This is a genomic window from Mucilaginibacter humi (assembly GCF_013087555.1).
Genome location: NZ_JABFCR010000059.1, coordinates 1 through 22845, shown reverse-complemented (window position 1 = coordinate 22845; position 22845 = coordinate 1). Strand labels below are relative to the sequence as shown.

Below are 22845 nucleotides of genomic sequence, written 5' to 3'. Positions count from 1 at the left end.
CAAAGAAAACACAACACTATAAACCGGGCAAACCGCATACTTAATTTAACACTGGAATTTAAACCGCTAATTAAACAATTAGAACTAAAATATTAAGGAGCACAAGCGTAAATATAAATATTCTAATGTTGTTTTAATTAGCCGGTACGCAGTAGTTAGGTTGTTTTTCTATAAGGCGTATAATCAACCGGCAGCAGGTTGACAGGCGAGCCTGCAAAGAAAACACAACACTATAAACCGGGCAAACCGCATACTTAATTTAACACTGGAATTTAAACCGCTAATTAAACAATTAGAACTAAAATATTAAGGAGCACAAGCGTAAATATAAATATTCTAATGTTGTTTTAATTAGCCGGTACGCAGTAGTTAGGTTGTTTTTCATAAGGCGTATAATCAACCACGGCCCTCATACAATGGGCTTGACAGGCGAGCCTTTTTATCAAAGAATATGATATGGTTATCACCAGTATAGTTAACTATAGTGCATAATTCCATGCATACAATGGGCAAGGTCGTCTCCCCATATACATTACTGGCATAAGGTAAATTTAGCTCTTTTTCACTAATCATTAATTAACTAATCTACAATCACTATTTTTACCCCGATGAAACTGATAGATCAAACATGGGAGCTGTTTAAAAAAGAAATTGTGTTGGAGTGGCGCTCCAAATACGCTTTTAATGGTGTGCTGTTATATGTGGTTTCAACCGTGTTTGTATGCTATATTTCTTTTAACCTTACCCCGGGGTTTGATAAAAGCCGGGGGTATAAAGTGGTGTGGAACGTTTTGTTCTGGATCATCATCCTGTTTGCATCTGTAAATGCCATCGCCAAAAGCTTTATGCAGGAAAGCAAGAGCAGGTTGCTTTATTATTATAGTATTGCCAGTCCGCATGCTATCATCCTGTCAAAAACCTTTTATAATATTTTGCTGATGTCATTACTTAGCATACTGGCATTACTGGTTTATCTTGTCTTTTTCACTAATACCATTGGCGACCCCTTATTTTACTTTTCAGTAGTAGTATTGGGCAGCTTTAGTTTCTCTACCGTTTTTACTATGATATCGGCCATTGCATCAAAAGCGGGTAATAACGGTACATTAATGGCGATCCTGAGCTTCCCCGTTATTATCCCCGTTATTTTAATATTGATACGTCTGAGTAAAAATGCAATGGATGGTATAGACCGCAGCGTTAGTTATGGCGATATTGGCGTGCTTTGTGCTATAAACGCTATAGTTATGGCAACAGCTTTGTTACTCTTCCCATATTTATGGCGCGATTAACAATACTAATACCCAAAATCCGTTTCTATTATCATTTTACAATACACGTATAGCTACTACATGAAATTATTAAGGATATTATTATTCATACTATTACCCGTAATTGTGCGGGCACAAAGTGTCGCCATTACGGGTAAAGTTTTTGATGCGAATACCAAAGCACCCGTCGCAGGTGCCAGCGTTTTTTTAAGCAGCTCATCCTTCGGTACTTCAACTGGTACAGATGGTACATTTGCATTAAACGGACTTAGGGCGGGTCAATATATTTTAGTAGTTACCGCGGTAGGGTATGAAAGTAATACACAAACTATACTTTTAAACACCGAACCTGTCAAGCTGGATATAGGGCTATCTGTTAAAGTTACCCAACTTAAAGAAGTTAAAATAACAAGTATATCAAAGTCTGATAAAAAAGCAGCTCTTAAACGGTTTAAAAAGGAATTTATCGGCAGCGATAAAAATGCCGACGATTGCAAAATTATTAATCCCGAAGTGTTAAACTTTGCATTTTATGAGGATAAGCGTGTTTTAGAAGCGTCAACTAATGAGTTTTTAGTAATCGAAAATAACGCGCTGGGCTATCGTATTAAATACATGCTGAAAAATTTTAAAAGCAATATAAATACGGGTGATGTTACCTATGCCGGCAGCCGGTTTTTAAAGAGATGGACGGCGGCGATTCGAAAAAGAAAAGATGGCATAAAAGGCGCGATGAGGCTTATTATGGTTCGGCGAGGCATTTTTACAGGGAATTAGGTAAAGATAGTTTGGCTGCTGCCGGTTTTAAGATCTATCGTTTAACCCGCCAGTTTAACACCAGGCGCCCGCCGGAGAATGTTATTGATGAAAATATAGAAAAATTCAGACATTCCAGCATGGATTCCACATTCTACTGGATGGGAGTTAAAAATAGCTCGCACTACACCCGGGCAAAAAATAGTTGGCAGGGGCCCCATAGCAGTAAGTAGTATAGTGCAACCAACCGATAAGCCAGGATTGATGGCCCTTGTGTTCCGGATCATTTGTATGTAGTGTATACAAAAAATGGGAGACGACCTTTTTTAGAGATGTATACCGTGTGCCGCATGATTTGAATTATGCCACCACTATAGTTAGCTATACTGGTGATAACCATATCATATTATTTGATAAAAACGGCTCCATTATAGGCGATAGCCCATTGTATGAGGGCACGTGGTCGCAGGCTCGCCTGTCAACCTTATTGCCGGTTGATTATACGCCTTATGAAAAACAACCCTAACTACTGCGTACCGGCTAATTAAAACAACATTAGAATATTTATATTTACGCTTGTGCTCCTTAATATTTTAGTTCTAATTGTTTTAATTAGCGGTTTAAAAATTCCAGTGTTAAATTAAGTATGCGGTTTGCCCGGTTTATAGTGTTGTGTTTTCTTTGTCCGGTTTTTTCCACGGCGCAAACTGTTAGCATAACCGGTAGGGTTACCTCAAAAGAAACTCATTCGCCGGTGCAGCGGGCCAGCGTTTTTTTAAGTAACTCATCATTTGGCACCAGCACGGCAAACGACGGTACCTATGGCCTGAACAGGCTTAGGCCGGGGCAATATACATTGGTTGTTACATCAGTAGGTTTTAGCGACTTTACACAAAAGGTACAGGTGGGTGATGCCCCAATTACAATAAATGTTGAGCTTGAACCAAAAGTAATTCAATTGAGAGAGGTTGTAATTTCAACAACAGCCAAAGCCGACTGGAAAAGAAACTTCGAGCAATTTAAAAGGGAATTTATTGGTACAGATGCAAATGCCAAACAATGCCAGTACTTAATCCTGATGTATTGTACTTTACCTATAGTAAAAAGAAGTTACTGTTAGGCGCCGAAAGTGATAACTTTCTGGTTATTGAAAACCGTGGATTAGGTTACCGGGTTAAATTCCTGCTTAAAGATTTTAAGAGCGATGGTATAAATAACATAGTTAGCTATGGCGGGCAACGTTTATTTGAAGAATTACCCGGATCAAAATCGCAAAAAAGAAATGGGATGAAAACAGGGACATGGCTTATTATGGTTCGCCCATGCATTTTTATCGCGCGCTTTATACCGATCAGCTAACCCGGGAAGGGTTTGAAGTGCGCCGGCTTATGCGCTATTTAAACCCCGAGCGCCCCAGCGACGAAATTATTCATCAAAGGATGACCCGGTATAAAACTTTTGCACGGCCCGATTCACTTAATCATTGGATAGATATTGCCAATCTTTCAAAATATACGCACGAAAGGATAACGACAGTGCCCCGGTATTCGGCCGAGTTATTACGAAATACACAGCAACCGGTATTTATGCTATTACATTTCCCAACTATCTATATGTGATGTATACCCGTAAACGGGACGAAAATAACTATAAAGATATTTACCGCCCGCTGGATATGCCTAATTATGAAATAAGCGTGGTTACCTTATTTAATAATCCGCCGTACGCGTTATTTGATAAGAACGGAATTGTAATTAATGGCGATCCGTTGTATGAGGGCACACTGAGCAAAGCCCGCTTATCAGAACTATTGCCTGTTGATTATGTACCCACGCAAAGTTTCGAAGCACTGCAACATAAATAATTATTACATTTGCTGTCACAATTTAAACATGAAACTTATATATCAAACCCGGTGGAAAGTGTTGGCGGTTGTCATTATACTTTACACTTTAATTGCCGGATTTTTACTTGGTGTGCCGGTAATGCCTATCCTTCATGAAACTATACGTAACACGTATTTCCACGTGCCAATGTGGATAGCCATGTTCACGGTATTTACCATATCAGTGTTTTATAGCATTAAATACCTGCAAACCGGTAAAGAAGAATATGACCTGATAGCAGTTGAAAGTACAAATACCGGTATTTTTTCTTCGTGCTTGGACTAATTACAGGCATGATGTGGGCAAAATACACACCGGGCGAATTTTGGAGCAATGACCCTAAACAAAACAGCGCCGCCATAGCTTTTTTGTTATATTGTGCTTATGCTGTTTTACGTAACTCGATAGACGAAGAACAGAAACGGGCGAAGATATCTGCCATCTATAACATTTTCTCCTTCCCGATAATGATCGTTTTAATAATGGTATTGCCACGGATGACAGACTCTTTGCATCCCGGAAACGGTGGCAACCCGGCTTTTGGCAGGTTAGATATGGACAACCGGATGAGGATAGTGCTTTACCCGGCTTTTATAGCACGGAGCTTAGTCGCTATCTGGATAGCTACATTGCGTTACCGTATCCGTTTAATTGAAAATAAAAGAAACAGCATAAACTAACATGAAAAGATCTATAGCCTTATTAATATTCCTTTTATCTTTTGTAACGGCATTTGCCCAGCAACCACAAGCTGTTGAAATGGCCGACGCGTTGCGCAGCTCGGGTAAAATATATGTGGTTATAGCCACAATTGTTATAATTTTTATTGGTTTGGCCATTTACCTGTTTACGATAGACAGGCGATTAAAAAAATCGAAAAAGAAAAGTAGCCTAAAAAATAAGCTATGGTTGTTTAAACATAGTTTTTATACTAATGTTACTATAAGTATACAGTATGGTGACATAATAAATTGCGAAATTGATAAAATTTGTATCAAATTTGCGTCCTTTATTGATAAAATCATATTATAACAACTAATTATGGCTACAAATAATTCAGCCGCTAATCAAGAGACACACTTCTTTGCCGATGTGTGCGGTAACTTTGATTACGCAGCACAATTTACCAAGCACGATGCCGGTCTGTTAGACCAAATAAAATCATGTAATAGTGTTTACCGTTTTCGTTTCCCTATCCGCCGTGGCAATGGCTTCGAGGTAATTGACGCCTGGCGTGTCGAGCATTCCCACCATCAATCGCCAACAAAAGGTGGTATCCGCTACAGCGAAATGGTTAATGAGGACGAAGTAATGGCGCTTGCTGCCTTAATGACGTATAAATGCGCTATTGTAAACGTTCCGTTTGGTGGCGCAAAAGGTGGCATCAGGATAAATCCAAAAAACTATACTGTACAAGAGTTAGAGAATATAACCCGTCGTTATACGGTAGAGTTAATCAAGAAAAACTTTATTGGCCCCAGTATTGACGTACCTGCACCAGATTATGGAAGCGGCGAACGCGAGATGAGCTGGATAGCCGACACCTATGCTACGATGAACCCGGGCCAGTTGGATGCTATGGGTGCTGTTACAGGTAAACCCATCGCCTTACATGGTATAGCAGGCCGCCGCGAAGCTACGGGCAGGGGAGTGGCCATTGCCGCCCGCGAATGTGTGAGCGTTGCCGAGGATATGCAAAAATTAGGTTTAACGCCTGGTGTAACCGGTAAAAAAGTTATTGTACAGGGCTTGGGTAACGTGGGTTATTACTCGGCTAAGTTTATGTCTGAGTTTGGCGCATTGATAGTTGGTTTATGCGAATTTGAGGGCGCTATCTATAACGAAGATGGATTAGATGTTGAAGCGGTGTTTCAGCACCGTAAAGCCACCGGATCCATCCTTGGCTACGCTGGTGCCAAAAAAGAATTTAAGAACACCATGGAGGGCCCGGAGCAGCCGTGCGATATTTTGATCCCTGCTGCATTAGAGAACCAGTTAACCATTAATAACATCCGCAATATTAAAGCAAAAATTATAGTTGAAGGCGCTAATGGCCCTACCAGCCCGGAAGCCGAAACCATATTTTACCAGATGGGCGGTATTGTGGTGCCTGATATGTATGCCAACGCCGGCGGTGTAACCGTATCTTATTTCGAGTGGTTAAAAACCTGTCGCACGTAGCCTTTGGCCGTATCAACCGCAGGTTTGAAGAAACTACCAACCTTAACCTGGTAAACATGGTCGAGGGTATAACCGGTACTTCTTTAACCCCTATACAAAGGGCAACCATTGTTAAAGGCGCGTCTGAGCTGGAATTGGTAAACTCCGGCTTAGAGGATACCATGATCCGTTCGTACCACGAAATTAGAGAGATCTATAAAAACAACGAAAAAATTGACGGTATGCGTACCGCCGCTTTGGTAGGTGTTATTAATAAAATAGCGGTGTCTTACCAAAATTTGGGTATCTGGCCGTAATGATTTTTTTAATTAATAGAAGGGGTGGGCTATAAGCCTGCCCTTTTTAGTTTAAAACAACGGTTACAATATCCTAATATAATAATTGAACAATAGTTTACCTATAAGTAAACAATGTTTCTTAAATTCACTTTTTTAGGTAACCCCTGTGTTTAAAAGGATATTTATATTATTTCTGTTTATCAGCGTTAATTCATTCGCGCAAAACGCTACCCCAAATATTGGTTTTGACGACGGTACGTTCGGTCATTGGGTGCTTTATGCGGGGCGTGTTGATAATCTCGGTAACGCTATACCTTCAGAAACTTATCCTATCCCCGAAAGGTTTGTGATTTTTGATAAGGTAGCAGACGCCAACAAAGTTGATCCCTATGGAAACTTCCCGGTTGTATGTCCAAATGGTAGTAATCATTCCATTCGTTTAGGCGACCGGTAAAAACTAATGGCGCAAACGGAAACTATGAACGGGTTGCTTATACATTTACCGTGCCGTCAGATAAAGATGTGTTTAGCTTATTGTTTAACTATGCTGTTGTACTACAAAATCCTAAACCTCGACACGACAAAATGAAGCAGCCTAAATTTACGGTTAATGTATATAATGTCACCGACGATAAATATATAGAATGCCCCGCATTTGTCTTTGATGCACCGGGCGCTGAATTACCCGGGTTTGTTCAATCAGAAAATACTGCTGCAAATATTGAGGTGTGGTATAAAGATTGGTCTACCTGTGCTTTAAACTTAACAGGATATGGAGGAAAAGTAATACGGCTTGAATTTACAACTAATGATTGTGTGCCTAGCGCTCATTTCTGTTATGCTTATTTGGATATTAATGATACGGAGTCTTATAAACCAATCGGCGGTAATTCATACTGTAATAACCAACCTAATATTACTTTGAGTGGGCCGGTGGGATATAAAGAATATCACTGGTTTAAAACTGCCGACATGAGCACAGAACTTGGACAGGAGCGAAACTTAACTGTACCATCGCCGCCAGATGGTACCGGTTACACGCTTAAAGTTATAGCTTATCCTGATGTAGGCTGTAATGATGTGTTGTATACGGTAGTAAATAAAATTTATTCAGACTTTGTCTTTAAAATTCCCGATACAGTAAGGATATGTCCCGGGACAAATGCTGATCTTACGGCCTCATCTGTCACTATGGGTAGCAGTTCTAGCCTGAAATTCGGCTATTTTATCAATTCTTCCGGAGCTGATAATGAATATTTGCGGGACCCGAAAAAGTAGGCCCCGGGTACATATTACATCCGCGCAACAAGCGCTGAAGGTTGTACAGATATATTACCCGTACACGTTAGTATGTATAGCCCTCAACTAACTTCTGCCGAACCCGCTACCGTAACGTATCCTGCTACAGTTAATCTGGAAGAAACCTACGTAAAACAAATCGGTTTTAGCTACAGCTATTTTAATGATGCCGTCGGAAGTAAGGCATTAGCTAATTATAAAGCAATTGATCATAGTGGAACTTATTACATTAAGGTGACTACTAACTATGGCTGCGAGAATTTCATAGCCGTGAAAGTAACTGTTTTACCGCCACCTCCTTATATTGTATCAGCAGTAAATACTTTTACACCAAATAACGATGGAGTGAATGATTATTTTAATTTACATATTGAAGGATATGTAAAGTTTAATAAGCTAGATGTTTTCAATCGTTACGGCAAGTTGGTATATACAACAAACACTGCGGATGCTTTGTGGAATGGTAACTTTAATGGCCAAAATTTACCAGCCGGTACCTATTACTGGCTGTTTGATGGTACAGATACCTATTACAATACTAAAATCACCAAAAGTGGTTCGGTGGCTATTATCCGATAGTTATAATCAATCTAAATCCTCAAGCAACGCTTAGCTAAAAGCTAACGTAATAGCTATGTCATTAGCTATAATACCCAATGTTTCTTAAATTCACTTTTTAAGACAAATGCCCCGTGTTTAAAAACCTGGTTATCATATTTTTATTGTTAAGCGCCACATCCTTTGCTCAAACTCTGCCGCCCAATATAGGTTTTGAGGATGGCTCGCTTAATGGCTGGAATTGCAAGGCGGGCACAATAACCGGGCAAGGGTTTAATGTAGCCACAGGTACCTATACATCATCGGTTTTAACAATCGGCACCAGCCCGCCAATAGAAGGCCGGCATACGCTTCTTAGCCGGGTGGCCGATGGTGCCAAAGTTGACCCTTATGGTAAGTTTCCCGTTGTTTGCCCCAATGGCAGCAATTACTCGGTAAGGTTAGGAAATGATAATGTAAACCACGAAGCCGAAAGTATTACCTACAGCTTTTTTGTTCCAACCGAATCAAGCCTTGCTTATGCCATAACCTTTAATTATGCGGTTGTGCTGCAAAACCCTAAACACGAAGAGTATGAGCAACCCCGCTTTACAGCGCGTATTTATGATGTAAGTGCCGATAAATACGTTAGCTGTCCATCCTTTGATTTTATAGCCAGCCCTAACTTGCCGGGGTTTAAAAAGGCGGCAGGATCATTTAAAGACAGCGATAATGTAGAATCGCCGGTTTATTATAAAGATTGGTCGACGGCTACGCTGGACCTGCATCAATACCGGGTAAACTAATGAGGATTGAGTTTACCACCAATGATTGCGTCTACTCCGTGCATTTTGGTTACGCTTATATTGATATAGATGAAGGTAAAACGGCGGCGCCAATTCAAGGCGCTACTTATTGCCCGGGCCAGAAATCAATTATGTTAAAGGGGCCTGAAGGATTTGCCGGGTATGAATGGTATAATGAAGATATGTCGCAGAAATTGGGCACCGGTCAAAACATGGAATTATACCCCCGCCGCCAAACTTAACCCGGTACGCGTTAAAAGTGACGCCTTACCCCGGTTTAGGGTGTGAAGATGTTTTTATACCATGGTAACCAAAGTCGAAACTGATTTTAAACTCAAGTTAGTTGATACCGTATATGGTTGCCCCGAAACTGGGGTTGACTTGACTGCTAAATTTGTAACAGAGGGCAGCAGTGAAAAATTAACTTATAACTATTTTGAAGATGCTTCGCTCTCGTCCCATTTACGCGACTCAACGCATGTGGTGTTAGCCGGGACTTATTATATACAAGCGAAAGGTGAAAATGGGTGTTCGGATACAAAACCTATTCATGTAAAACTTACCGCACCCGTGATACAGGTTACTTACCCCGAACCCGTGCGGTATCCTGCTACAGTTGATATTACTAAAACATTTATAAAGCTGCCCGATAACACATATGGTTATTATGCCGATATACACGCCACCATACCATTAATAAATTATACAGCGATAGATAAGAGTGGAATGTATTTTATAAAAGTGCAAAGCGCTTTCGGCTGCGAACAGATAAATCCGGTGCGTGTAACCGTATTACCGCCGTTTCCTTTTGTTGTAACAGCGCCTAATGTTTTTACCCCTAATAACGATGGAGTGAATGATTCTTTTGCCCTGCATATAGAAGGTTATGTGCAATTTGGTAACCTGGATATTTTTAACCGTAACGGACAATTGATATATTCCACCAAATCACCAACTGCCTTTTGGGACGGTAATTTTAAAGGGAAGGACCTGCCTGCCGGTACCTATTACTGGATCTTTAACGGGTTAGATACTTATTACAACATCAGGATAAAAGAAAGCGGATCTATCTCTATCATTCGATAAGTTTATTTAGATGAATTCTAAATAATATATATCCTTAGTAATAAACATTATTACCTGTACGTTTTGTATTTTTGCACTTGAATTACAGGAAATAAACCGTCAATGAAAAAATCTTCCATATTTGGCCTGGTAGTTATCGCGATAGCAATAGCTATTATAATAAGTGTTTACTCAAACTCAAGCACTTATGGTTCGTTTAAAGACGCGCAAAATACAACAAGCGAATTGCATGTAGTTGGCCATTTGAATAAAGAAAAGCAATTGTTTTACGATGCTACCAAGGATGCCAATTACTTCTCTTTTTACATGAAGGATAATAAAGGCGAAGAATGCAAAGTAGTATTTACCGGCTCTAAGCCACAGGATTTTGAGCGTTCTGAGCAAATAGTGTTAACCGGACAAATGCGTGGTAAAGAGTTTCATGCATCAAAAATATTAATGAAATGTCCGTCTAAATATACCCAGGACAAAGTAGAGATGACAGAGTTCAAGGCTAAACAAGCCAACATATAACACCTTATTTAATGGATACAGCTTTTAAAGGCGAACACCTTTTACCGGGCCACCCGGGCCAGTTCTTTACAATTTTGGCATTTGGCTCGGCCCTGTTTGCGGCAATAAGCTATTATTTTGCAACTACCAACCCTGTTGATGCTTCATGGAAACGCCCGGGCCGCCCGGGAGCTTATATCAATACCATAGCTGTTATAGGCATAGGCGTATGTTTATATTACATTATCTTAAATCACCTTTTTGAGTATTATTATGCCCGGGAACACTCATCAAGAGCGTTGCCTACCCATTATATCATTTCAAGTTTTTGGGATGGGCAGGAGGGCAGCTTCTGGTTATGGACCTTCTGGCAGGCTGTATTGGGTAATATCCTGATCTGGAAAGCTAAATCATGGGAAACCCCGGTGATGGCCGTAGTCTCTTTATCGCAGGCTATACTGGCAACCATGTTGATCGGCGTTGATATATTTGGCAGCCGTGTAGGTACCTCTCCGTTTATTTTGCTTCGCGAAGCTATTAATCTTAAAGAGCAGGTACCAATATATGCAACCAATCCTGAGTATTACCACAATTATTTAACCTACATAAAGGATGGTAACGGCATGAACCCGCTACTGCAAAACTACTGGATGGTTATACACCCACCGACGCTGTTCTTAGGGTTCGCGTCAATGGTGGTGCCGTTTGCTTATGCGATAGCCGGCCTTTGGCAAAAACGTTATAAAGACTGGGTACACGCAGCTATCCCGTACGCATTATTCGCGATGATGATATTGGGTACCGGTATTATTATGGGTGCGTTTTGGGCTTATGAATCATTATCGTTCGGTGGCTTTTGGGCGTGGGACCCGGTGGAAAATGCTTCCATCATCCCATGGTTAATATTAGTTGGCGCGGTCCATGTAATGATCGTTTACAAAAACACCGGGCATTCCTATATCACAGCCGCTATTTTGGTGCTGATGAGCTTTGTGCTGGTATTGTATGCTTCATTCTTAACCCGTAGCGGTGTATTGGGCGAAACCTCTGTACACTCGTTTACCGATGCTGGTATGTTCTGGCATTTAGTGGCTGATGTTGTTATTTTCCGGTGATCGCAATAACATTACTGGCTATCCGCTGGAAAGAATTACCGCGCACCAGCAAGGACGAAGAAACCTACTCGCGCGAATTCTGGATGTTTGTTGGGGCGGTATTTTTATGCCTGTCATGCTTCCACCGGTGGTGGTATCATCTATCCCGGTATGGAACGCTATTTTTGGCACCAAGCTGGCCCCGCCGTCCGATCCGGTAAAACATTACAACATTGTACAGGCGTCATTTGCCGTAGTGGTAACTTTCCTGACCGGTTTTACCCAATTTTTAAAATATAAAAAAACCGATACCACCAAGTTTATTATCACCACCGCAGTTTATTTGGTGATAGCAGGTTTACTTACCCTGCCAATTGTTTATTTCACCGGCGCTAACAAGCTAAACTTTGTATTTATACTGATAATGGTAGGTGCCCTTTACTCGGTATTAGCTAATGGCAAGGTATTGGCAGATGCCTTAAAAGGTAAATTTAAGCTGGCCGGGTCGGCAGTGGCGCATATAGGTTTTGGGCTGATCATGATAGGCGCTTTAATATCCGCAGGCACCAGCAAGGTGATATCAGAAAACACAACCGGCGGCGGGCAGATCACCGAAGAGTTTGTTAAAGCAAAGAATAATCCGCGCGAAAACATCACCCTGTATAAAAATCAGCCTGTAGTGATGGGTAAGTATACCGTTACCTATTTTGGCGATTCTATAGCCCCGCCTAATCACTATTTTAAAATGAGCTATAAGGTGATTGACGCTAACGGTAAGGTCACCGAAGAGTTTATTTTAAAACCCAACGCACAGGCCAACGCCAAGATGGGTTTGATCGCATCGCCGGATACCGTGCACTATTTATTTAGCGACCTTTATACACACGTTACTTATACTAACGCCATGGAAATAGGCGAGGGTACAGAAGCGGCGGGCCATGATGAAGCTAACGACGATAAAAAATACGAAGCACCATTCACCCGCGAAGTTGCACCCGGCGATACTATCCGTTTTAGAGATGGCTATGCTATATTAAGCAGTATTGGCCGGATTGATAAAGTGCAGGATATTACGCTGACTGACAAAGACGTTGCTATAGGCGCCAAGCTACAGGTTTTTGCCAACGGCAAAACTTATGCGGCCGAGCCGGTATACATGATCCGTAACAACAACGCGTTTGATTTTGCCCGCAAGGTTGAAGAGGCTGGTGTAAAATTGCGTTTCACCAAAGTGCTGCCGCAAAAAGGTAAGGTAGAGATAACCCTTTACCAGCAACCGGAAAGCGCTAAGAAATGGATAGTAATGCGTGCCATAGAATTTCCATATATCAACTTTTTATGGTCGGGTACTATAATTATGGTTATTGGTATTTTGATCTCAATTTTCAGAAGAAATAAGGAGTTGAAGACGGTTTAGCATATCTTCGCCTATGCGTATCACCATCATCGGTTCGGGCAATGTAGCCACACATTTGGCAGCCGCGTTTAAAAACGCCGGGCACCGCATTGTGCAGGTTTACAGTCGCGATATGCAAAACGCCGCCCTGCTGGCTTATCATGTTAAAGCAGAGCCAATCGACAATCTTTCGCAAATAGATCCCGAGACAGATATTTTTATCATCGCCGTTAAAGATGATGTTATTGGTTTAATAGCCGAACAACTTGCGCCTTACCAAAAACTAATGGTGCATACCTCTGGCGCTACAGACCTTTACGCCTTGCTTGCATTTAGTGATAATGTGGGCGTTTTTTATCCCCTGCAAACTTTTAGTAAAGCCAAAGAAGTTAATTTTCGTACAGTGCCGCTTTGTATTGAAGCCGCGGATCAGGAGGTAGCTAAACGGCTAAAAGAGCTTGCTTACGGCATTAGTAACAGCGTTTACGATATTGATAGCCAACACCGTAAAACGTTGCACCCGGCGGCTGTATTTGCCTGTAATTTCCCCAACTATCTATATAATGTCGCGCAGCAAATTTTGGCGGAGCACCAATTAAATTTCGATCTGCTTCGCCCGCTGGTATTGGAAACTGCCGAGAAAGTGCAGAACAGTTTACCCGCTAACGTGCAAACAGGACCGGCTGTACGTAACGACGAAATTACTATGAACAACCACCTGCGGCTACTGCAAGGCTATCCTGATTTACAGCAATTATATACTTTGTTAAGTCAGGGTATTATCAAAATGGATATTGACCGGCACGGGGATAAGTAATTTTGTTACTTTTGCCAAAATGAATATTTTTAAAGTAAAGATAAACTTTGAGGAGGCGGGCCATGAAACAATTGAACTGCCTATTGCCGAGGGAGAATCTGTATTAGATGTTTGCCTGGAAAACGGCATTGAATTGCAGCATAATTGCGGGGGTATGCGGTTGCAGCACCTGCCATATATACGTTAACAAAGGTGCGGATAACGTTCAGGAAATTTCTGATAAGGAAGAGGATTTTATTGACCGTGCCGTTAACCCGCGTATTACTTCAAGATTAGGCTGCCAATGCGTAATGATAGACGGAGACATAGAAGTAACGCTGCCTGATCAATCGCAGTTTTTAGGACACTAAGAAGATTGTACATATTACGTTTTTTTATAGCTAATAATCTTAACGTATAACGTACCACGTATAACATAACAAACATGACAGACGATAAATTTGCCCTGCCAATACACTGGAACGATCATGAAGACATCGCTATGTCGCTTTATGAAAAGTTTGGCGATGATTTTAACGAATCAAAAATATACCGCATCCGTTTTACCGACCTGCTGGAATGGGTGCTTTCACTGCCTAACTTTGAGGGTACCCGCGAGGAAGCATCCGAAGGCCACCGAGCAGATCCAATCTGCCTGGGTTTATGAATGGCGCGATAATCAATAGTCCAACCAGATAATATAACCAGTTTATCCCCAAAATGGAATCATTCTTACATAAGCTAAAAGACATTACCACCTTTATTTTTGACGTGGATGGCGTATTAACCGATGGTTCTGTATTTGTTACTGAAACCGGCGAGCAAAGCCGTGCCTTTAACATTAAGGATGGTTATGCTTTGCAGTTAGCGGTTAAGTGTGGTTATAATGTTTGTGCTATATCGGGTAGCCGATCAAAAACTGCTATTTATCGTTTAAACAGTTTGGGTATTAAAGATGTATTTATAGGCGCCCACGTAAAAACTGATAAGTTTAAAAACTACCTCGAATCAAAGCATATCCTGCCAACCAATGTGTTGTACATGGGCGATGATATCCCTGACCCGGGTGTGATGAAGTTAGCCGGCCTGCCGGTTTGCCCTGCAGATGCCTGCGAAGAAGTAAAAGCTTTAAGTCAATATATATCGCCCCTTGGCGGCGGTAAAGGCTGTGCCCGCGATGTGATTGAAAAGGTACTCAAGATTCAGGATAAATGGATGAGCGAGGAAGCGTATAGCTGGTAAGCTTAATATTCTACCACTGCCTTTATTGCCGTGTCTGTCCCAAATGGCATAAAATAAGTATAAGGTTTCCACTCTCCCTTAAAATTCATAGCCCAGATATTTAACTCTTTACCTTGTATCGGCGATAAGCCTATAGTAGGTTTATAGCTTTCTATTTTTACAGACTTATATTGTTTAGGTTCATAGATCTCTGTAAACGAAGCGTTATGATAATCGCGCATCCATTCAATAGCTATAAAGAAAGTTTTATTAGGTATGATGATGTTATACTTCTTGAGGTTGGCGTTATTCTGCTGCCCATCACTGCTTGATATTTCAATTACCTCGCTTGCCAGATCTTTGCCTGGGCCGCCGGTTCTGTTATCAACATCATAGATCCGTAAGCGATATTTTGTGTGTTGCTCTTCGTAATAGGCGTTAAACACCAGTCGGATAATTTTTGCGCCGGTTAACTTTACACCTGAATTTTTAAGAGTGAATTTTTGAGCCAACTGCCTGTAATTAAAGACCTCCGTTCCAGTGCTTATACCAGCGTAATATTCTACTTTATCCCTGTCAAAATCATTTAGTAAGGTATCATTCTTAAAGTTAAGTCCCGGTGGTGCCTGCGCTATTTCATACTTCTTCAATTTGATAATATCCCTTCCATCCAAATCATGCAAAGTCATTTTTAATGGTTCATAACTTTGGGCATTAAAAATTATCGTATCGCGCATTGCACTCAAGTCGCCGGGTATCACAAATATACCGTCGTTTTCTGTAGTAATAAACAGTTTCGCGCGAACTATAGTTACCGAAGTAGTTACAGGCTTGTTACTAAGGCTATCTATAATATGGAAGGTGTTTTTTTTACGTTGTGCCCGGGTTTTACCCGGCATTCACCGTTAAACAAGATGTAAGGCATACAAAAATTAAAAGTATTCTCATATCCCCATTAATAATTAAGTGTGATAGATAAGGCCACCTCATGGCTGCTAAGTGTTTCGTGCCAGCCATCATCTTTTTTAACCATATTCGGCTTGGTGGTTCCATTTCCGAAAACTCGGGTAAACGTATTAGCGGTGGCCCCCACATCATATTACCAAGTCGATGCCATTGTAAATCACTTCTGTAGCGGGTATAACCTACCAGCGCAGGTTGATAGTAAGCTTTGTAGGAGGGCGCTATTATTTCAGTTATCTTACCGGTCTTATCTAATTTTTTGAACCGGAAAATGATATCACTTCGTTAAAAGGTATGAATAACCATTCTATAGCAACAAAATACACACCCGTCTCAAGATTTATTTTATCCTTACCCGTGTCTATGGTAATAAAAGACGCGTTATCTGTTAAAATAACTTCTTTAGTTAATAAAGTTTTCCCGGGCTGTCCGCTATCAGTATCGGCCGCTAAAACGTGCACTAAAAACGGGTATTCTTATTAGTAGTAGTAAACTTCTCTGTAAAATCGCGCCTGCCTAATTGAATGCTAACCAACTGCATATTATCCTGCGGAATTATAAATTGCTTTGCACAGCCCGGAAACCAGGTAAACGGAATGGTAAAATAAGGGTCTATCGTAGGGCGCTCATGCAGGTCGCGCCAGAAAACTTACTTAGGGTGAGCGTTTTTAATTTACCGGAGGTAATACGCACCTCCTCAAGTTGGGTATTGGTAGCTTCCAGCGTAACAAACATCTGGGGTTGATAAGCCGATATAGGTAGTTTAAGCGTTTTATAGCTCAGAGCTAAATTGCAGTGCGTCACCATCAACAGGGTTATCGGCCGATAGCTTAAAGTATCCGCGCTCATTTGTTTTTGTGACAAATTTGGCTTTTACCAGGGTTACCGTTACGCTTGGTATTGCACGTTCTGTTTCTTTATCAATAACCTGCCCCTCATAAACTGCTTGTCCAAAGCACAATGTTGGCAATAGGAATAATATGAAAAGTATAAAATAGTGATAGGTTATGCGTAGCATAGCACTAAGCTATTGGTAATTTGGATAATATATGCGTACTTATAAGTCAGGATTTGTATTTTATTGATATTTTTAATTGTCTTATTATCAATGTATTATCTCGAAATTTTGTTTCATTTTGTTTCATTCATTTTTCGCAAGTAGTTAATTTACAATAAATTATCTCGAAATCTTGTTTCATCTGTTTCATTTGTTTCATCTCATCGTGAAACAAGCTACCTTTATAGGCGAAGCAAATCATACTTAAATGAATAATTTTCCGCCTATTATATTAGCCTCTAAATCGCCGCGCAGACAGGAACTGTTAAAATTAATGGACCTTGATTTCCGGATCGTGCTAAAAGAGGTTGATGAATCATACCCTGATAATCTAACACCCGAAGAAATTGCCGTTTACATCGCCCAAAAAAAAGCAACCGCATTTGACGAAACCATTGGCGAGGAACTGGTGCTTACTGCCGACACCATAGTAAGCATAGACGGCCATATATTAGGCAAACCCGAAACAGAACAGCATGCCATTGAAATGCTGCAAATGTTATCAGGCAAGGTGCACCAGGTTATAACTGGTGTTTGCCTGTTTTATAAGCAGCAATATCATAGTTTTTATGATGTTTCTGATGTTACTTTTAGGATGTTAACCGATGAAGAGATCACCAACTACGTAACCAAATACAAACCGATGGATAAAGCCGGGTCATACGGTATACAGGAGTGGGTAGGGGTTACGGCTATTGTAAAGATCGACGGATCGTATACCAATGTGGTTGGTTTGCCAACTGAGAAGGTGTATCAGGCATTGTTGAGGTTGTAAGTTTGTCATTCTGAGCGATAGCGAAGAATCTGCCGGGCGGCGATTGCAAAGTTTACAGATTCTTCGCTTCGCTCAAAATGACAAGAAGTGTTTTTACTTCACCACCATCACATTATTCTTCCTGTTCACATCAGGTAAAGCGTTATCCGGATCAATAGTTACTGATTCGGCTTCTGTTGTAGTTGGTATGGTAAATGTTGTCGCCTTATTTTGCAGCCAGGTTTCAACCGGTAAGTAAATGCGCTCTTTACCGCCGTTCTTCAATTTAACTTCCACAGTAAACGGCATTGCCATGGGTTGCTTGTTGGCTACCACTACCTGTATGCCGTTTTGTGCTTTATCATCCACATATTTAGCGCTGATTAAAGCCAGATCAAGGCTATAGTTATTGTAGAACCAGCCGCGCCAAAACCAAGCAAGGTCCTCGCCGGCACTATTCTCCATTGATCGGAAGAAGTCGTTTGGCTGCGGGTGTTTAAAGGCCCATTTTTGGATATAGTTTTTAAAAGCATAATCAAACCTGTCCTTGCCTAAAATTTGCTCACGCAGCAATATCAGCCCAAATGCGGGTTTAAAATAAGTTAGGGGATGACGATATTTCTCGGGTATCGCATCTGGGTTGGTCATAATGGTTGGTGATTCGGGATCGGTTATCGCCGGGATGATCTCATCGGCAGGGTTACCGCCGCCCGGTGCGTATTCGCCATCACGTTTAGGAGCATATTCGCCTTTGTTAAACACGTCGGACGCGTACACATCAATAAAAGTATTAAAACCTTCGTCCATCCATGCATGACGGCGCTCGTTAGATCCCACGATCATCGGGAACCAGTTATGGCCAATTTCATGCGCTGTTACCCAAAACAGCTCTTTCCCCTTATCAGTAATTCCATCAAACAAAATACCGGGGTACTCCATGCCGCCGGCGATACCGGCCTCATTAACTGCGCACGGATAAGGATAAATAAACCATTTAGCCGAGAAGTATTCTATAGCACCTTTCAGGTACTCGGTCGATCTTCCCCGGGCATCATTGCCTGCACTCTCTACAGGGTAAACAGACATTGACAGCGATTTTTTACCACCGGGAAGGTTTATTCTTGCCGCATCCCACATAAAGGCTTTAGAGGCGCCAAATGCAACATCGCGGGTATTCATCATTTTAAAGTGCCGGTAAGGGTGCCCTTGTTAACAGGGCGCGATGAAGCCTGCGTAACCTCTTCTGCACTGCGGATCATAATTGTTTTATCGCTGTTATGGGCCAGGTTGTAACGGGTAAGCTGTGTAACTGTTAATACTTCTGCAGGGTTAACCAGTTCGCCAGATCCCGCTACGATCATATCCCACGGAACGGTCACACTGTAATCAATATCTCCATATTCGCAATAAAACTCGCCGCTGCCTAAAAAAGGCAGGGTATCCCAACCCCGGGTATCATCATACACACACATCCGCGGGAACCATTGAGCAATTTCATAGATCTTGCCGTTTTTGGTATCGCAGTAATCGGTACGGCCGCCAAAAGCGCCGGGTATGGTATAGTGATATTTTATGGACAGGGTGATCTTACCGCCTTTAGCAGCCAGTGCACCCGGCAGACGTATTTGCATGCGGCTATCTGTAATTACATAATAGGCTTTTTCTGTCTTGCCGTTTAGCGTAATCAATACCGATTCAACCTGGTAGCCGCTGGTATGTGCCGCCGCCGCCGGCTGATTACCCGTTACAAAGTTTGATCGTGCATTCTTTTTATAGGTATTCTGATCCAGCTGCAGCCATAAAAATTGCAGCGCATCAGGGCTATTGTTGGTGTATGTGATGGTGGCATCGCCGGTTAACGTTTTGCTAACCGTATCAATGTTAGCTTTTAATTTATAGTCGGCGCGGTTTTGCCAATATTTTGGCCCGGGGTCGCCGGTTGGCGAATGAACTTCGTTTCCCTTCTCGGTATAAAAACCTGGCGCAAATAAGCTGGAAGGATAGTAGTTTGAAGCGATGGTATCGTTACTGGTGTTACGGGGCTTTCTTTGAGCCTGTGTGGCAATAGTGGAGAAAAGGGCGACGCCCAGTAGCGTAAATTTTAATTTCATTGTGTATCAGTTAAAGACAGCAAGATACACATGATAGGGGATAATTTAAAACCAAAACGGAGACGCAAAATATTGCGTCTCTACGTTGTCATCATCTCGGCTAATACACCTTCTTTTAAAGAGTATGTTGACATGCAGACTTTAGTGATGCCCAATTTTTCGATAATAAAACGGGTAATTAAGGAAGCTACAACTATCATATCTACCCGGATAGGGATAATGCCTTTCATGCTTTTGCGCTCATCATGGGATGAGGTTATTAACTTATTGGTAGTGTTGATGAGATCTGAAAACTCAAAGTCGTAGTTTTTGATAGCGAGGTCGAAAGAGTTCCCTTTTTCTAATTCGATCAACTCAACAAAAGTTTCGAATGCCCCCGATGAGCCGATGAGTGCTTCTACTGGGTATTTTGATGCTACCGCGATAAGGGTGGTTAACTGTTCCTCAAGATAAAGCTGAAGGGAATTGATTGCCTCAGCAGTAATGGGGTCGTTACGATGGAATTTATCCATCAGCCTTGCCGCGCCTATTTCAAAGCTTTGTTTCCAAAGGATGGTATTAGCATTACACAAAATAAACTCGACACTGCCGCCGCCAATATCCATTATTAGCGAGGTTTTATCTGTTAACCCGCCCGCCAGCTTTACACCTTTGTAAATATATTCGGCTTCTTGTTCGCCATTTATCAGTTCTATCTGGATGCCGGTTTTGTCAGCTACATCTTCTATAAATTGCCGCCCGTTTGACGCGTTGCGCAAAGCGGAGGTGGCTATTGCTCTAACATGTTTTATGCCATGCCCGTTAATACCATCTCTGAATTTTTGCATGGCCGTAATACCACGCTCATAAGCCGCCGGTTGGATAATACCTTTGTTTATACCGCCTTCGCCCAGTTTAACCGAATCGTGTTCATGAACCACCTCTTTATAATCAACAGCGCTGCCCTCGGCAATTAATAAGTGGAAAGTATTGGTGCCGAGATCCATCACGGCGACACGTTGTTGTGTAGCAAATACAGTGGCAGGCTTTTTATCGTCCATATGGTTAAATAGGCTTAGATATAAAGTTAAAAATAGGATTAAAGTTTTACCTGCTTCAATAAAAAACTTCAAAACGCAAAAAAGCTCAAAGCCATATGGCCCTGAGCTTTTTATTTGTTCTTTCGGACTTGCTTATTCAAAATATTCCTTCATCCGTTCAAAGAAACTTTTCTCGTTCTTGCCAGGATTTGGTTTGAAGTTAGGTGAGTTTTGCAGTTTCTCTAACAGCGCGCGCTCTTCGTTGCTTAACGCTTTTGGTGTCCAGATATTGATGTGGATCAGTTGGTCGCCGCGATGGTAGGAGTTAACCTCTGGCACGCCTTTACCCTTTAGGCGCAATATTTTGCCGCCACGGGTTCCCGGATCAATTTTGATCTTGGCTTTACCGTCAATGGTTGGCACTTCAATGCTGGTACCTAAGGCTGCATCAATAAAGGTGATGTGCAGGTCGTAAATAACATTGTTGCCATCGCGTTTTAAAGTTTCGTGCGGGATCTCTTCTATCAATATGATCAGGTCGCCCGGTACACCGCCACGTGGGGCTGCGTTGCCTTTACCGCTCATACTTAGTTGCATACCTTCGCTAACGCCGGCAGGCACATTTAAGCTGATGGTCTCTTCGCCGCGTACAACACCGTCGCCATGGCAAACATTACATTTTGAAGTTATTACAGAACCTTCGCCGTTACAGGTAGGGCAGGTGCTGGTAGTTTGCATCTGACCCAGTATGGTATTAGTTACGCGCCTTACCGCGCCCTGGCCACCACAGGTTTTACAGGTTTGGAAAGACGATTTGTCTTTAGCGCCTGTACCCTCACAGGTTTTACAGATGATTTGTTTATTTACTTTTATCTTCTTCTCTGTACCGTTGGCAATTTCTTCTAACGTCAGCCTTACTTTAATGCGCAGGTTGCTGCCACGGGCCACGCGCCTGCCGCCTTGCTGCCTGCCACCACCGCCGCCAAAGAAACCTTCGAAAGGGCTGCCGCCGCCAAAAATATCGCCAAACTGGCTAAATATGTCTTCCATATTCATACCGCCGCCGCCGCCGTAGCCGCCGCCATTTGCCGATTGCGCATTGGCTGCATGGCCAAACTGGTTATAACGCTGGCGCTTTTCGGGGTTGCTTAAAACTTCGTAAGCTTCGGCTGCTTCCTTAAATTTTTCTTCGGCTGCTTTATCACCTTCGTTTTTATCAGGGTGATATTTAATAGCCATCTTACGATAAGCTTTCTTTATCTCATCGGCATCCGCACCTTTGGATACGCCCAGTACATCGTAATAATCTCTTTTTGACATCTTTAATTATTGAGTGAATTAGTGAGTGAGTGAATGAGTGAATGGTTTCACTTCTCCCTCGCCCAATAGCATTATATTATATATCAAATGAGCGACTGGTAAATGTGCAAATCACACTCACTCAATCACTCATTCTTTCTTTCATTATACCTTACGCTCCAACTATAACTTTAGCAAAGCGGATAACTTTATCGTTAAGATAATAACCTTTTTCCATCTCGTCAATAACCTTTCCCTTCAGGTCATCTGTAGGTGCAGGGATATTGGTTATCGCTTCGTGCAGGTCGGCATCAAAAGGCTGGCCGATTGACTCCATCGGTAACAAACCTTTTTGGGTAAGCGTATTTTTTAACTTGTTCTGTATTAACAACACACCTTCTCTAACCGGTGCAACTTCGGTTGCGTTTTCGGTAGCTTTTAAAGCGCGGTCAAAATCGTCTAATACTGGTAAAAGGTTAGTAATTAAATCTTTACCCTCCATTTTACGTGCATCTTCACGCTCTTTTATCGTGCGGCGCCTAA

General features: G+C 41.8%; 32 protein-coding genes and 3 pseudogenes. 26 read left to right on the top strand and 9 right to left on the bottom strand.

The window, feature by feature from the left end; genetic code table 11:
• Positions 1–608 precede the first annotated feature (608 nt).
• From HK413_RS12055 to HK413_RS11945, 25 genes and pseudogenes are all read left to right on the top strand, one after another.
• Positions 609–1292: a heme exporter protein CcmB gene (locus HK413_RS12055; protein WP_175270318.1), complete on the top strand. Its 684-nt coding sequence runs from the start codon at positions 609–611 to the stop codon at positions 1290–1292.
• A 60-nt stretch (positions 1293–1352) separates the two neighbouring features.
• Positions 1353–2048 carry a carboxypeptidase-like regulatory domain-containing protein gene (locus HK413_RS12050; RefSeq protein ID WP_175270317.1) on the top strand — a complete coding sequence of 232 codons (696 nt, stop codon included), beginning with the start codon at positions 1353–1355 and terminating at the stop codon, positions 2046–2048.
• Positions 1958–2260: a hypothetical protein gene (locus tag HK413_RS12045; RefSeq protein WP_175270296.1), complete on the top strand. Its 303-nt coding sequence runs from the start codon at positions 1958–1960 to the stop codon at positions 2258–2260. The genes HK413_RS12050 and HK413_RS12045 overlap by 91 nt, the downstream gene beginning before the upstream one ends.
• A 110-nt stretch (positions 2261–2370) precedes the next feature.
• Positions 2371–2553, top strand: coding sequence for a hypothetical protein (locus HK413_RS12040; RefSeq protein WP_175270316.1), 183 nt, complete (start codon positions 2371–2373; stop codon positions 2551–2553).
• Between the two features lie 120 nt (positions 2554–2673).
• Positions 2674–3147 (top strand): carboxypeptidase-like regulatory domain-containing protein, encoded by a 474-nt coding sequence (locus HK413_RS12035; RefSeq protein ID WP_246230453.1) that lies wholly within the window; start codon positions 2674–2676, stop codon positions 3145–3147.
• Positions 3087–3386: a hypothetical protein gene (locus tag HK413_RS12030; protein WP_175270295.1), complete on the top strand. Its 300-nt coding sequence runs from the start codon at positions 3087–3089 to the stop codon at positions 3384–3386. Before HK413_RS12035 ends, HK413_RS12030 begins: the two co-directional genes overlap by 61 nt.
• Positions 3329–3646, top strand: coding sequence for a hypothetical protein (locus HK413_RS12025; RefSeq protein WP_175270314.1), 318 nt, complete (start codon positions 3329–3331; stop codon positions 3644–3646). The genes HK413_RS12030 and HK413_RS12025 overlap by 58 nt, the downstream gene beginning before the upstream one ends.
• The gene (locus HK413_RS12020) at positions 3646–3891 is read left to right on the top strand and encodes a hypothetical protein (protein WP_217452279.1); all 246 of its coding nucleotides are present in this window, start codon (positions 3646–3648) and stop codon (positions 3889–3891) included. The genes HK413_RS12025 and HK413_RS12020 overlap by 1 nt, the downstream gene beginning before the upstream one ends.
• Before the next feature lie 28 nt (positions 3892–3919).
• The gene (locus HK413_RS21480; RefSeq protein ID WP_317169553.1) at positions 3920–4198 is read left to right on the top strand and encodes a hypothetical protein; all 279 of its coding nucleotides are present in this window, start codon (positions 3920–3922) and stop codon (positions 4196–4198) included.
• 8 nt (positions 4199–4206) lie between these two features.
• Positions 4207–4593 carry a cytochrome c biogenesis protein CcsA gene (gene ccsA / locus HK413_RS21475; RefSeq protein WP_317169552.1) on the top strand — a complete coding sequence of 129 codons (387 nt, stop codon included), beginning with the start codon at positions 4207–4209 and terminating at the stop codon, positions 4591–4593.
• A 1-nt stretch (position 4594) separates the two neighbouring features.
• Positions 4595–4945, top strand: a complete 351-nt coding sequence (locus tag HK413_RS21470) for a CcmD family protein (protein WP_317169551.1) — start codon at positions 4595–4597, stop codon at positions 4943–4945.
• Between the two features lie 9 nt (positions 4946–4954).
• Positions 4955–6390: pseudogene (locus HK413_RS12005) on the top strand (Glu/Leu/Phe/Val family dehydrogenase).
• A gap of 148 nt (positions 6391–6538) precedes the next feature.
• Positions 6539–6826 (top strand): hypothetical protein, encoded by a 288-nt coding sequence (locus HK413_RS12000; protein ID WP_175270312.1) that lies wholly within the window; start codon positions 6539–6541, stop codon positions 6824–6826.
• A gap of 50 nt (positions 6827–6876) precedes the next feature.
• Positions 6877–7650 carry a hypothetical protein gene (locus tag HK413_RS11995; RefSeq protein WP_175270311.1) on the top strand — a complete coding sequence of 258 codons (774 nt, stop codon included), beginning with the start codon at positions 6877–6879 and terminating at the stop codon, positions 7648–7650.
• A gap of 72 nt (positions 7651–7722) precedes the next feature.
• Positions 7723–8250 carry a T9SS type B sorting domain-containing protein gene (locus HK413_RS11990; RefSeq protein WP_175270310.1) on the top strand — a complete coding sequence of 176 codons (528 nt, stop codon included), beginning with the start codon at positions 7723–7725 and terminating at the stop codon, positions 8248–8250.
• Between the two features lie 113 nt (positions 8251–8363).
• Positions 8364–9014: a hypothetical protein gene (locus tag HK413_RS11985; protein ID WP_175270309.1), complete on the top strand. Its 651-nt coding sequence runs from the start codon at positions 8364–8366 to the stop codon at positions 9012–9014.
• Positions 9014–9256, top strand: a complete 243-nt coding sequence (locus HK413_RS11980; RefSeq protein WP_175270308.1) for a hypothetical protein — start codon at positions 9014–9016, stop codon at positions 9254–9256. Before HK413_RS11985 ends, HK413_RS11980 begins: the two co-directional genes overlap by 1 nt.
• A 61-nt stretch (positions 9257–9317) precedes the next feature.
• Positions 9318–10100 carry a gliding motility-associated C-terminal domain-containing protein gene (locus tag HK413_RS11975; RefSeq protein WP_175270307.1) on the top strand — a complete coding sequence of 261 codons (783 nt, stop codon included), beginning with the start codon at positions 9318–9320 and terminating at the stop codon, positions 10098–10100.
• Between the two features lie 102 nt (positions 10101–10202).
• Positions 10203–10613, top strand: a complete 411-nt coding sequence (locus tag HK413_RS11970) for a cytochrome c maturation protein CcmE domain-containing protein (RefSeq protein WP_175270306.1) — start codon at positions 10203–10205, stop codon at positions 10611–10613.
• An 11-nt stretch (positions 10614–10624) separates the two neighbouring features.
• The gene (gene ccsA, locus HK413_RS21465; protein WP_317169550.1) at positions 10625–11707 is read left to right on the top strand and encodes a cytochrome c biogenesis protein CcsA; all 1083 of its coding nucleotides are present in this window, start codon (positions 10625–10627) and stop codon (positions 11705–11707) included.
• Entirely contained in the window at positions 11688–13103 is a 1416-nt protein-coding gene (locus HK413_RS21460; protein WP_317169549.1) for a hypothetical protein, read from the top strand. The genes ccsA (HK413_RS21465) and HK413_RS21460 overlap by 20 nt, the downstream gene beginning before the upstream one ends.
• 13 nt (positions 13104–13116) lie before the next feature.
• Positions 13117–13899, top strand: a complete 783-nt coding sequence (locus tag HK413_RS11960; RefSeq protein ID WP_175270305.1) for a Rossmann-like and DUF2520 domain-containing protein — start codon at positions 13117–13119, stop codon at positions 13897–13899.
• Positions 13900–13918: 19 nt separating this feature from the next.
• Positions 13919–14249: pseudogene (locus HK413_RS11955) on the top strand (2Fe-2S iron-sulfur cluster-binding protein).
• 74 nt (positions 14250–14323) lie between these two features.
• Positions 14324–14564: pseudogene (gene iscX, locus HK413_RS11950) on the top strand (Fe-S cluster assembly protein IscX).
• A 34-nt stretch (positions 14565–14598) separates the two neighbouring features.
• Positions 14599–15120 (top strand): KdsC family phosphatase, encoded by a 522-nt coding sequence (locus HK413_RS11945; protein ID WP_175270304.1) that lies wholly within the window; start codon positions 14599–14601, stop codon positions 15118–15120.
• Positions 15121–15122: 2 nt separating this feature from the next.
• Here the strand turns inward: HK413_RS11945 and HK413_RS11940 are convergent, their stop codons facing one another.
• From HK413_RS11940 to HK413_RS22320, 4 genes are all read right to left on the bottom strand, one after another.
• On the bottom strand, positions 15123–15998 hold the full coding sequence (locus HK413_RS11940) for a hypothetical protein (RefSeq protein WP_175270303.1): 876 nt from the start codon (positions 15996–15998) through the stop codon (positions 15123–15125).
• A gap of 315 nt (positions 15999–16313) precedes the next feature.
• Positions 16314–16523, bottom strand: coding sequence for a hypothetical protein (locus HK413_RS11935; RefSeq protein WP_175270302.1), 210 nt, complete (start codon positions 16521–16523; stop codon positions 16314–16316).
• Positions 16524–16674: 151 nt separating this feature from the next.
• Positions 16675–16911, bottom strand: a complete 237-nt coding sequence (locus HK413_RS11930; protein WP_217452280.1) for a hypothetical protein — start codon at positions 16909–16911, stop codon at positions 16675–16677.
• Positions 16835–17080: a carboxypeptidase-like regulatory domain-containing protein gene (locus HK413_RS22320; protein ID WP_175270301.1), complete on the bottom strand. Its 246-nt coding sequence runs from the start codon at positions 17078–17080 to the stop codon at positions 16835–16837. Before HK413_RS22320 ends, HK413_RS11930 begins: the two co-directional genes overlap by 77 nt.
• A gap of 247 nt (positions 17081–17327) precedes the next feature.
• Between HK413_RS22320 and HK413_RS11920 the strand changes: the two genes are divergently transcribed.
• On the top strand, positions 17328–17894 hold the full coding sequence (locus tag HK413_RS11920) for a Maf family protein (protein WP_175270300.1): 567 nt from the start codon (positions 17328–17330) through the stop codon (positions 17892–17894).
• A gap of 93 nt (positions 17895–17987) precedes the next feature.
• Here HK413_RS11920 and HK413_RS18305 read toward each other — a convergent pair whose 3' ends face one another.
• The 5 genes from HK413_RS18305 to HK413_RS11900 all read right to left on the bottom strand — a co-directional run.
• The gene (locus tag HK413_RS18305) at positions 17988–19055 is read right to left on the bottom strand and encodes a M1 family aminopeptidase (protein WP_246230449.1); all 1068 of its coding nucleotides are present in this window, start codon (positions 19053–19055) and stop codon (positions 17988–17990) included.
• Positions 19052–19984, bottom strand: coding sequence for a gluzincin family metallopeptidase (locus tag HK413_RS18300; protein ID WP_246230447.1), 933 nt, complete (start codon positions 19982–19984; stop codon positions 19052–19054). The genes HK413_RS18305 and HK413_RS18300 overlap by 4 nt, the downstream gene beginning before the upstream one ends.
• Positions 19985–20064: 80 nt before the next feature.
• Positions 20065–21024 (bottom strand): Ppx/GppA phosphatase family protein, encoded by a 960-nt coding sequence (locus HK413_RS11910; RefSeq protein ID WP_175270299.1) that lies wholly within the window; start codon positions 21022–21024, stop codon positions 20065–20067.
• A 132-nt stretch (positions 21025–21156) separates the two neighbouring features.
• Positions 21157–22323 carry a molecular chaperone DnaJ gene (gene dnaJ, locus HK413_RS11905; protein ID WP_175270298.1) on the bottom strand — a complete coding sequence of 389 codons (1167 nt, stop codon included), beginning with the start codon at positions 22321–22323 and terminating at the stop codon, positions 21157–21159.
• A gap of 151 nt (positions 22324–22474) precedes the next feature.
• On the bottom strand, positions 22475–22845 hold a 371-nt coding region (locus HK413_RS11900; RefSeq protein ID WP_175270297.1), incomplete at its 5' end, for a nucleotide exchange factor GrpE.

Bases quoted from the DNA above. Each gene is read 5' to 3' on its own strand.
- HK413_RS12055 (WP_175270318.1), top strand. From the start codon at position 609: ATGAAACTGATAGATCAAACATGGGAGCTGTTTAAAAAAGAAATTGTG.
- HK413_RS12050 (WP_175270317.1), top strand. From the start codon at position 1,353: ATGAAATTATTAAGGATATTATTATTCATACTATTACCCGTAATTGTG.
- HK413_RS12045 (WP_175270296.1), top strand. From the start codon at position 1,958: ATGGACGGCGGCGATTCGAAAAAGAAAAGATGGCATAAAAGGCGCGAT.
- HK413_RS12035 (WP_246230453.1), top strand. From the start codon at position 2,674: ATGCGGTTTGCCCGGTTTATAGTGTTGTGTTTTCTTTGTCCGGTTTTT.
- HK413_RS12030 (WP_175270295.1), top strand. From the start codon at position 3,087: ATGCCAGTACTTAATCCTGATGTATTGTACTTTACCTATAGTAAAAAG.
- HK413_RS12025 (WP_175270314.1), top strand. From the start codon at position 3,329: ATGGCTTATTATGGTTCGCCCATGCATTTTTATCGCGCGCTTTATACC.
- HK413_RS12020 (WP_217452279.1), top strand. From the start codon at position 3,646: ATGTATACCCGTAAACGGGACGAAAATAACTATAAAGATATTTACCGC.
- HK413_RS21480 (WP_317169553.1), top strand. From the start codon at position 3,920: ATGAAACTTATATATCAAACCCGGTGGAAAGTGTTGGCGGTTGTCATT.
- ccsA (WP_317169552.1), top strand. From the start codon at position 4,207: ATGATGTGGGCAAAATACACACCGGGCGAATTTTGGAGCAATGACCCT.
- HK413_RS21470 (WP_317169551.1), top strand. From the start codon at position 4,595: ATGAAAAGATCTATAGCCTTATTAATATTCCTTTTATCTTTTGTAACG.
- HK413_RS11990 (WP_175270310.1), top strand. From the start codon at position 7,723: ATGTATAGCCCTCAACTAACTTCTGCCGAACCCGCTACCGTAACGTAT.
- HK413_RS11980 (WP_175270308.1), top strand. From the start codon at position 9,014: ATGAGGATTGAGTTTACCACCAATGATTGCGTCTACTCCGTGCATTTT.
- HK413_RS11975 (WP_175270307.1), top strand. From the start codon at position 9,318: ATGGTAACCAAAGTCGAAACTGATTTTAAACTCAAGTTAGTTGATACC.
- HK413_RS11970 (WP_175270306.1), top strand. From the start codon at position 10,203: ATGAAAAAATCTTCCATATTTGGCCTGGTAGTTATCGCGATAGCAATA.
- ccsA (WP_317169550.1), top strand. From the start codon at position 10,625: ATGGATACAGCTTTTAAAGGCGAACACCTTTTACCGGGCCACCCGGGC.
- HK413_RS21460 (WP_317169549.1), top strand. From the start codon at position 11,688: ATGTTGTTATTTTCCGGTGATCGCAATAACATTACTGGCTATCCGCTG.
- HK413_RS11960 (WP_175270305.1), top strand. From the start codon at position 13,117: ATGCGTATCACCATCATCGGTTCGGGCAATGTAGCCACACATTTGGCA.
- HK413_RS11945 (WP_175270304.1), top strand. From the start codon at position 14,599: ATGGAATCATTCTTACATAAGCTAAAAGACATTACCACCTTTATTTTT.
- HK413_RS11940 (WP_175270303.1), bottom strand. From the start codon at position 15,998: ATGCCGGGTAAAACCCGGGCACAACGTAAAAAAAACACCTTCCATATT.
- HK413_RS11930 (WP_217452280.1), bottom strand. From the start codon at position 16,911: ATGAGCGCGGATACTTTAAGCTATCGGCCGATAACCCTGTTGATGGTG.
- HK413_RS22320 (WP_175270301.1), bottom strand. From the start codon at position 17,080: ATGCTACGCATAACCTATCACTATTTTATACTTTTCATATTATTCCTA.
- HK413_RS11920 (WP_175270300.1), top strand. From the start codon at position 17,328: ATGAATAATTTTCCGCCTATTATATTAGCCTCTAAATCGCCGCGCAGA.
- HK413_RS18305 (WP_246230449.1), bottom strand. From the start codon at position 19,055: ATGATGAATACCCGCGATGTTGCATTTGGCGCCTCTAAAGCCTTTATG.
- HK413_RS18300 (WP_246230447.1), bottom strand. From the start codon at position 19,984: ATGAAATTAAAATTTACGCTACTGGGCGTCGCCCTTTTCTCCACTATT.
- HK413_RS11910 (WP_175270299.1), bottom strand. From the start codon at position 21,024: ATGGACGATAAAAAGCCTGCCACTGTATTTGCTACACAACAACGTGTC.
- dnaJ (WP_175270298.1), bottom strand. From the start codon at position 22,323: ATGTCAAAAAGAGATTATTACGATGTACTGGGCGTATCCAAAGGTGCG.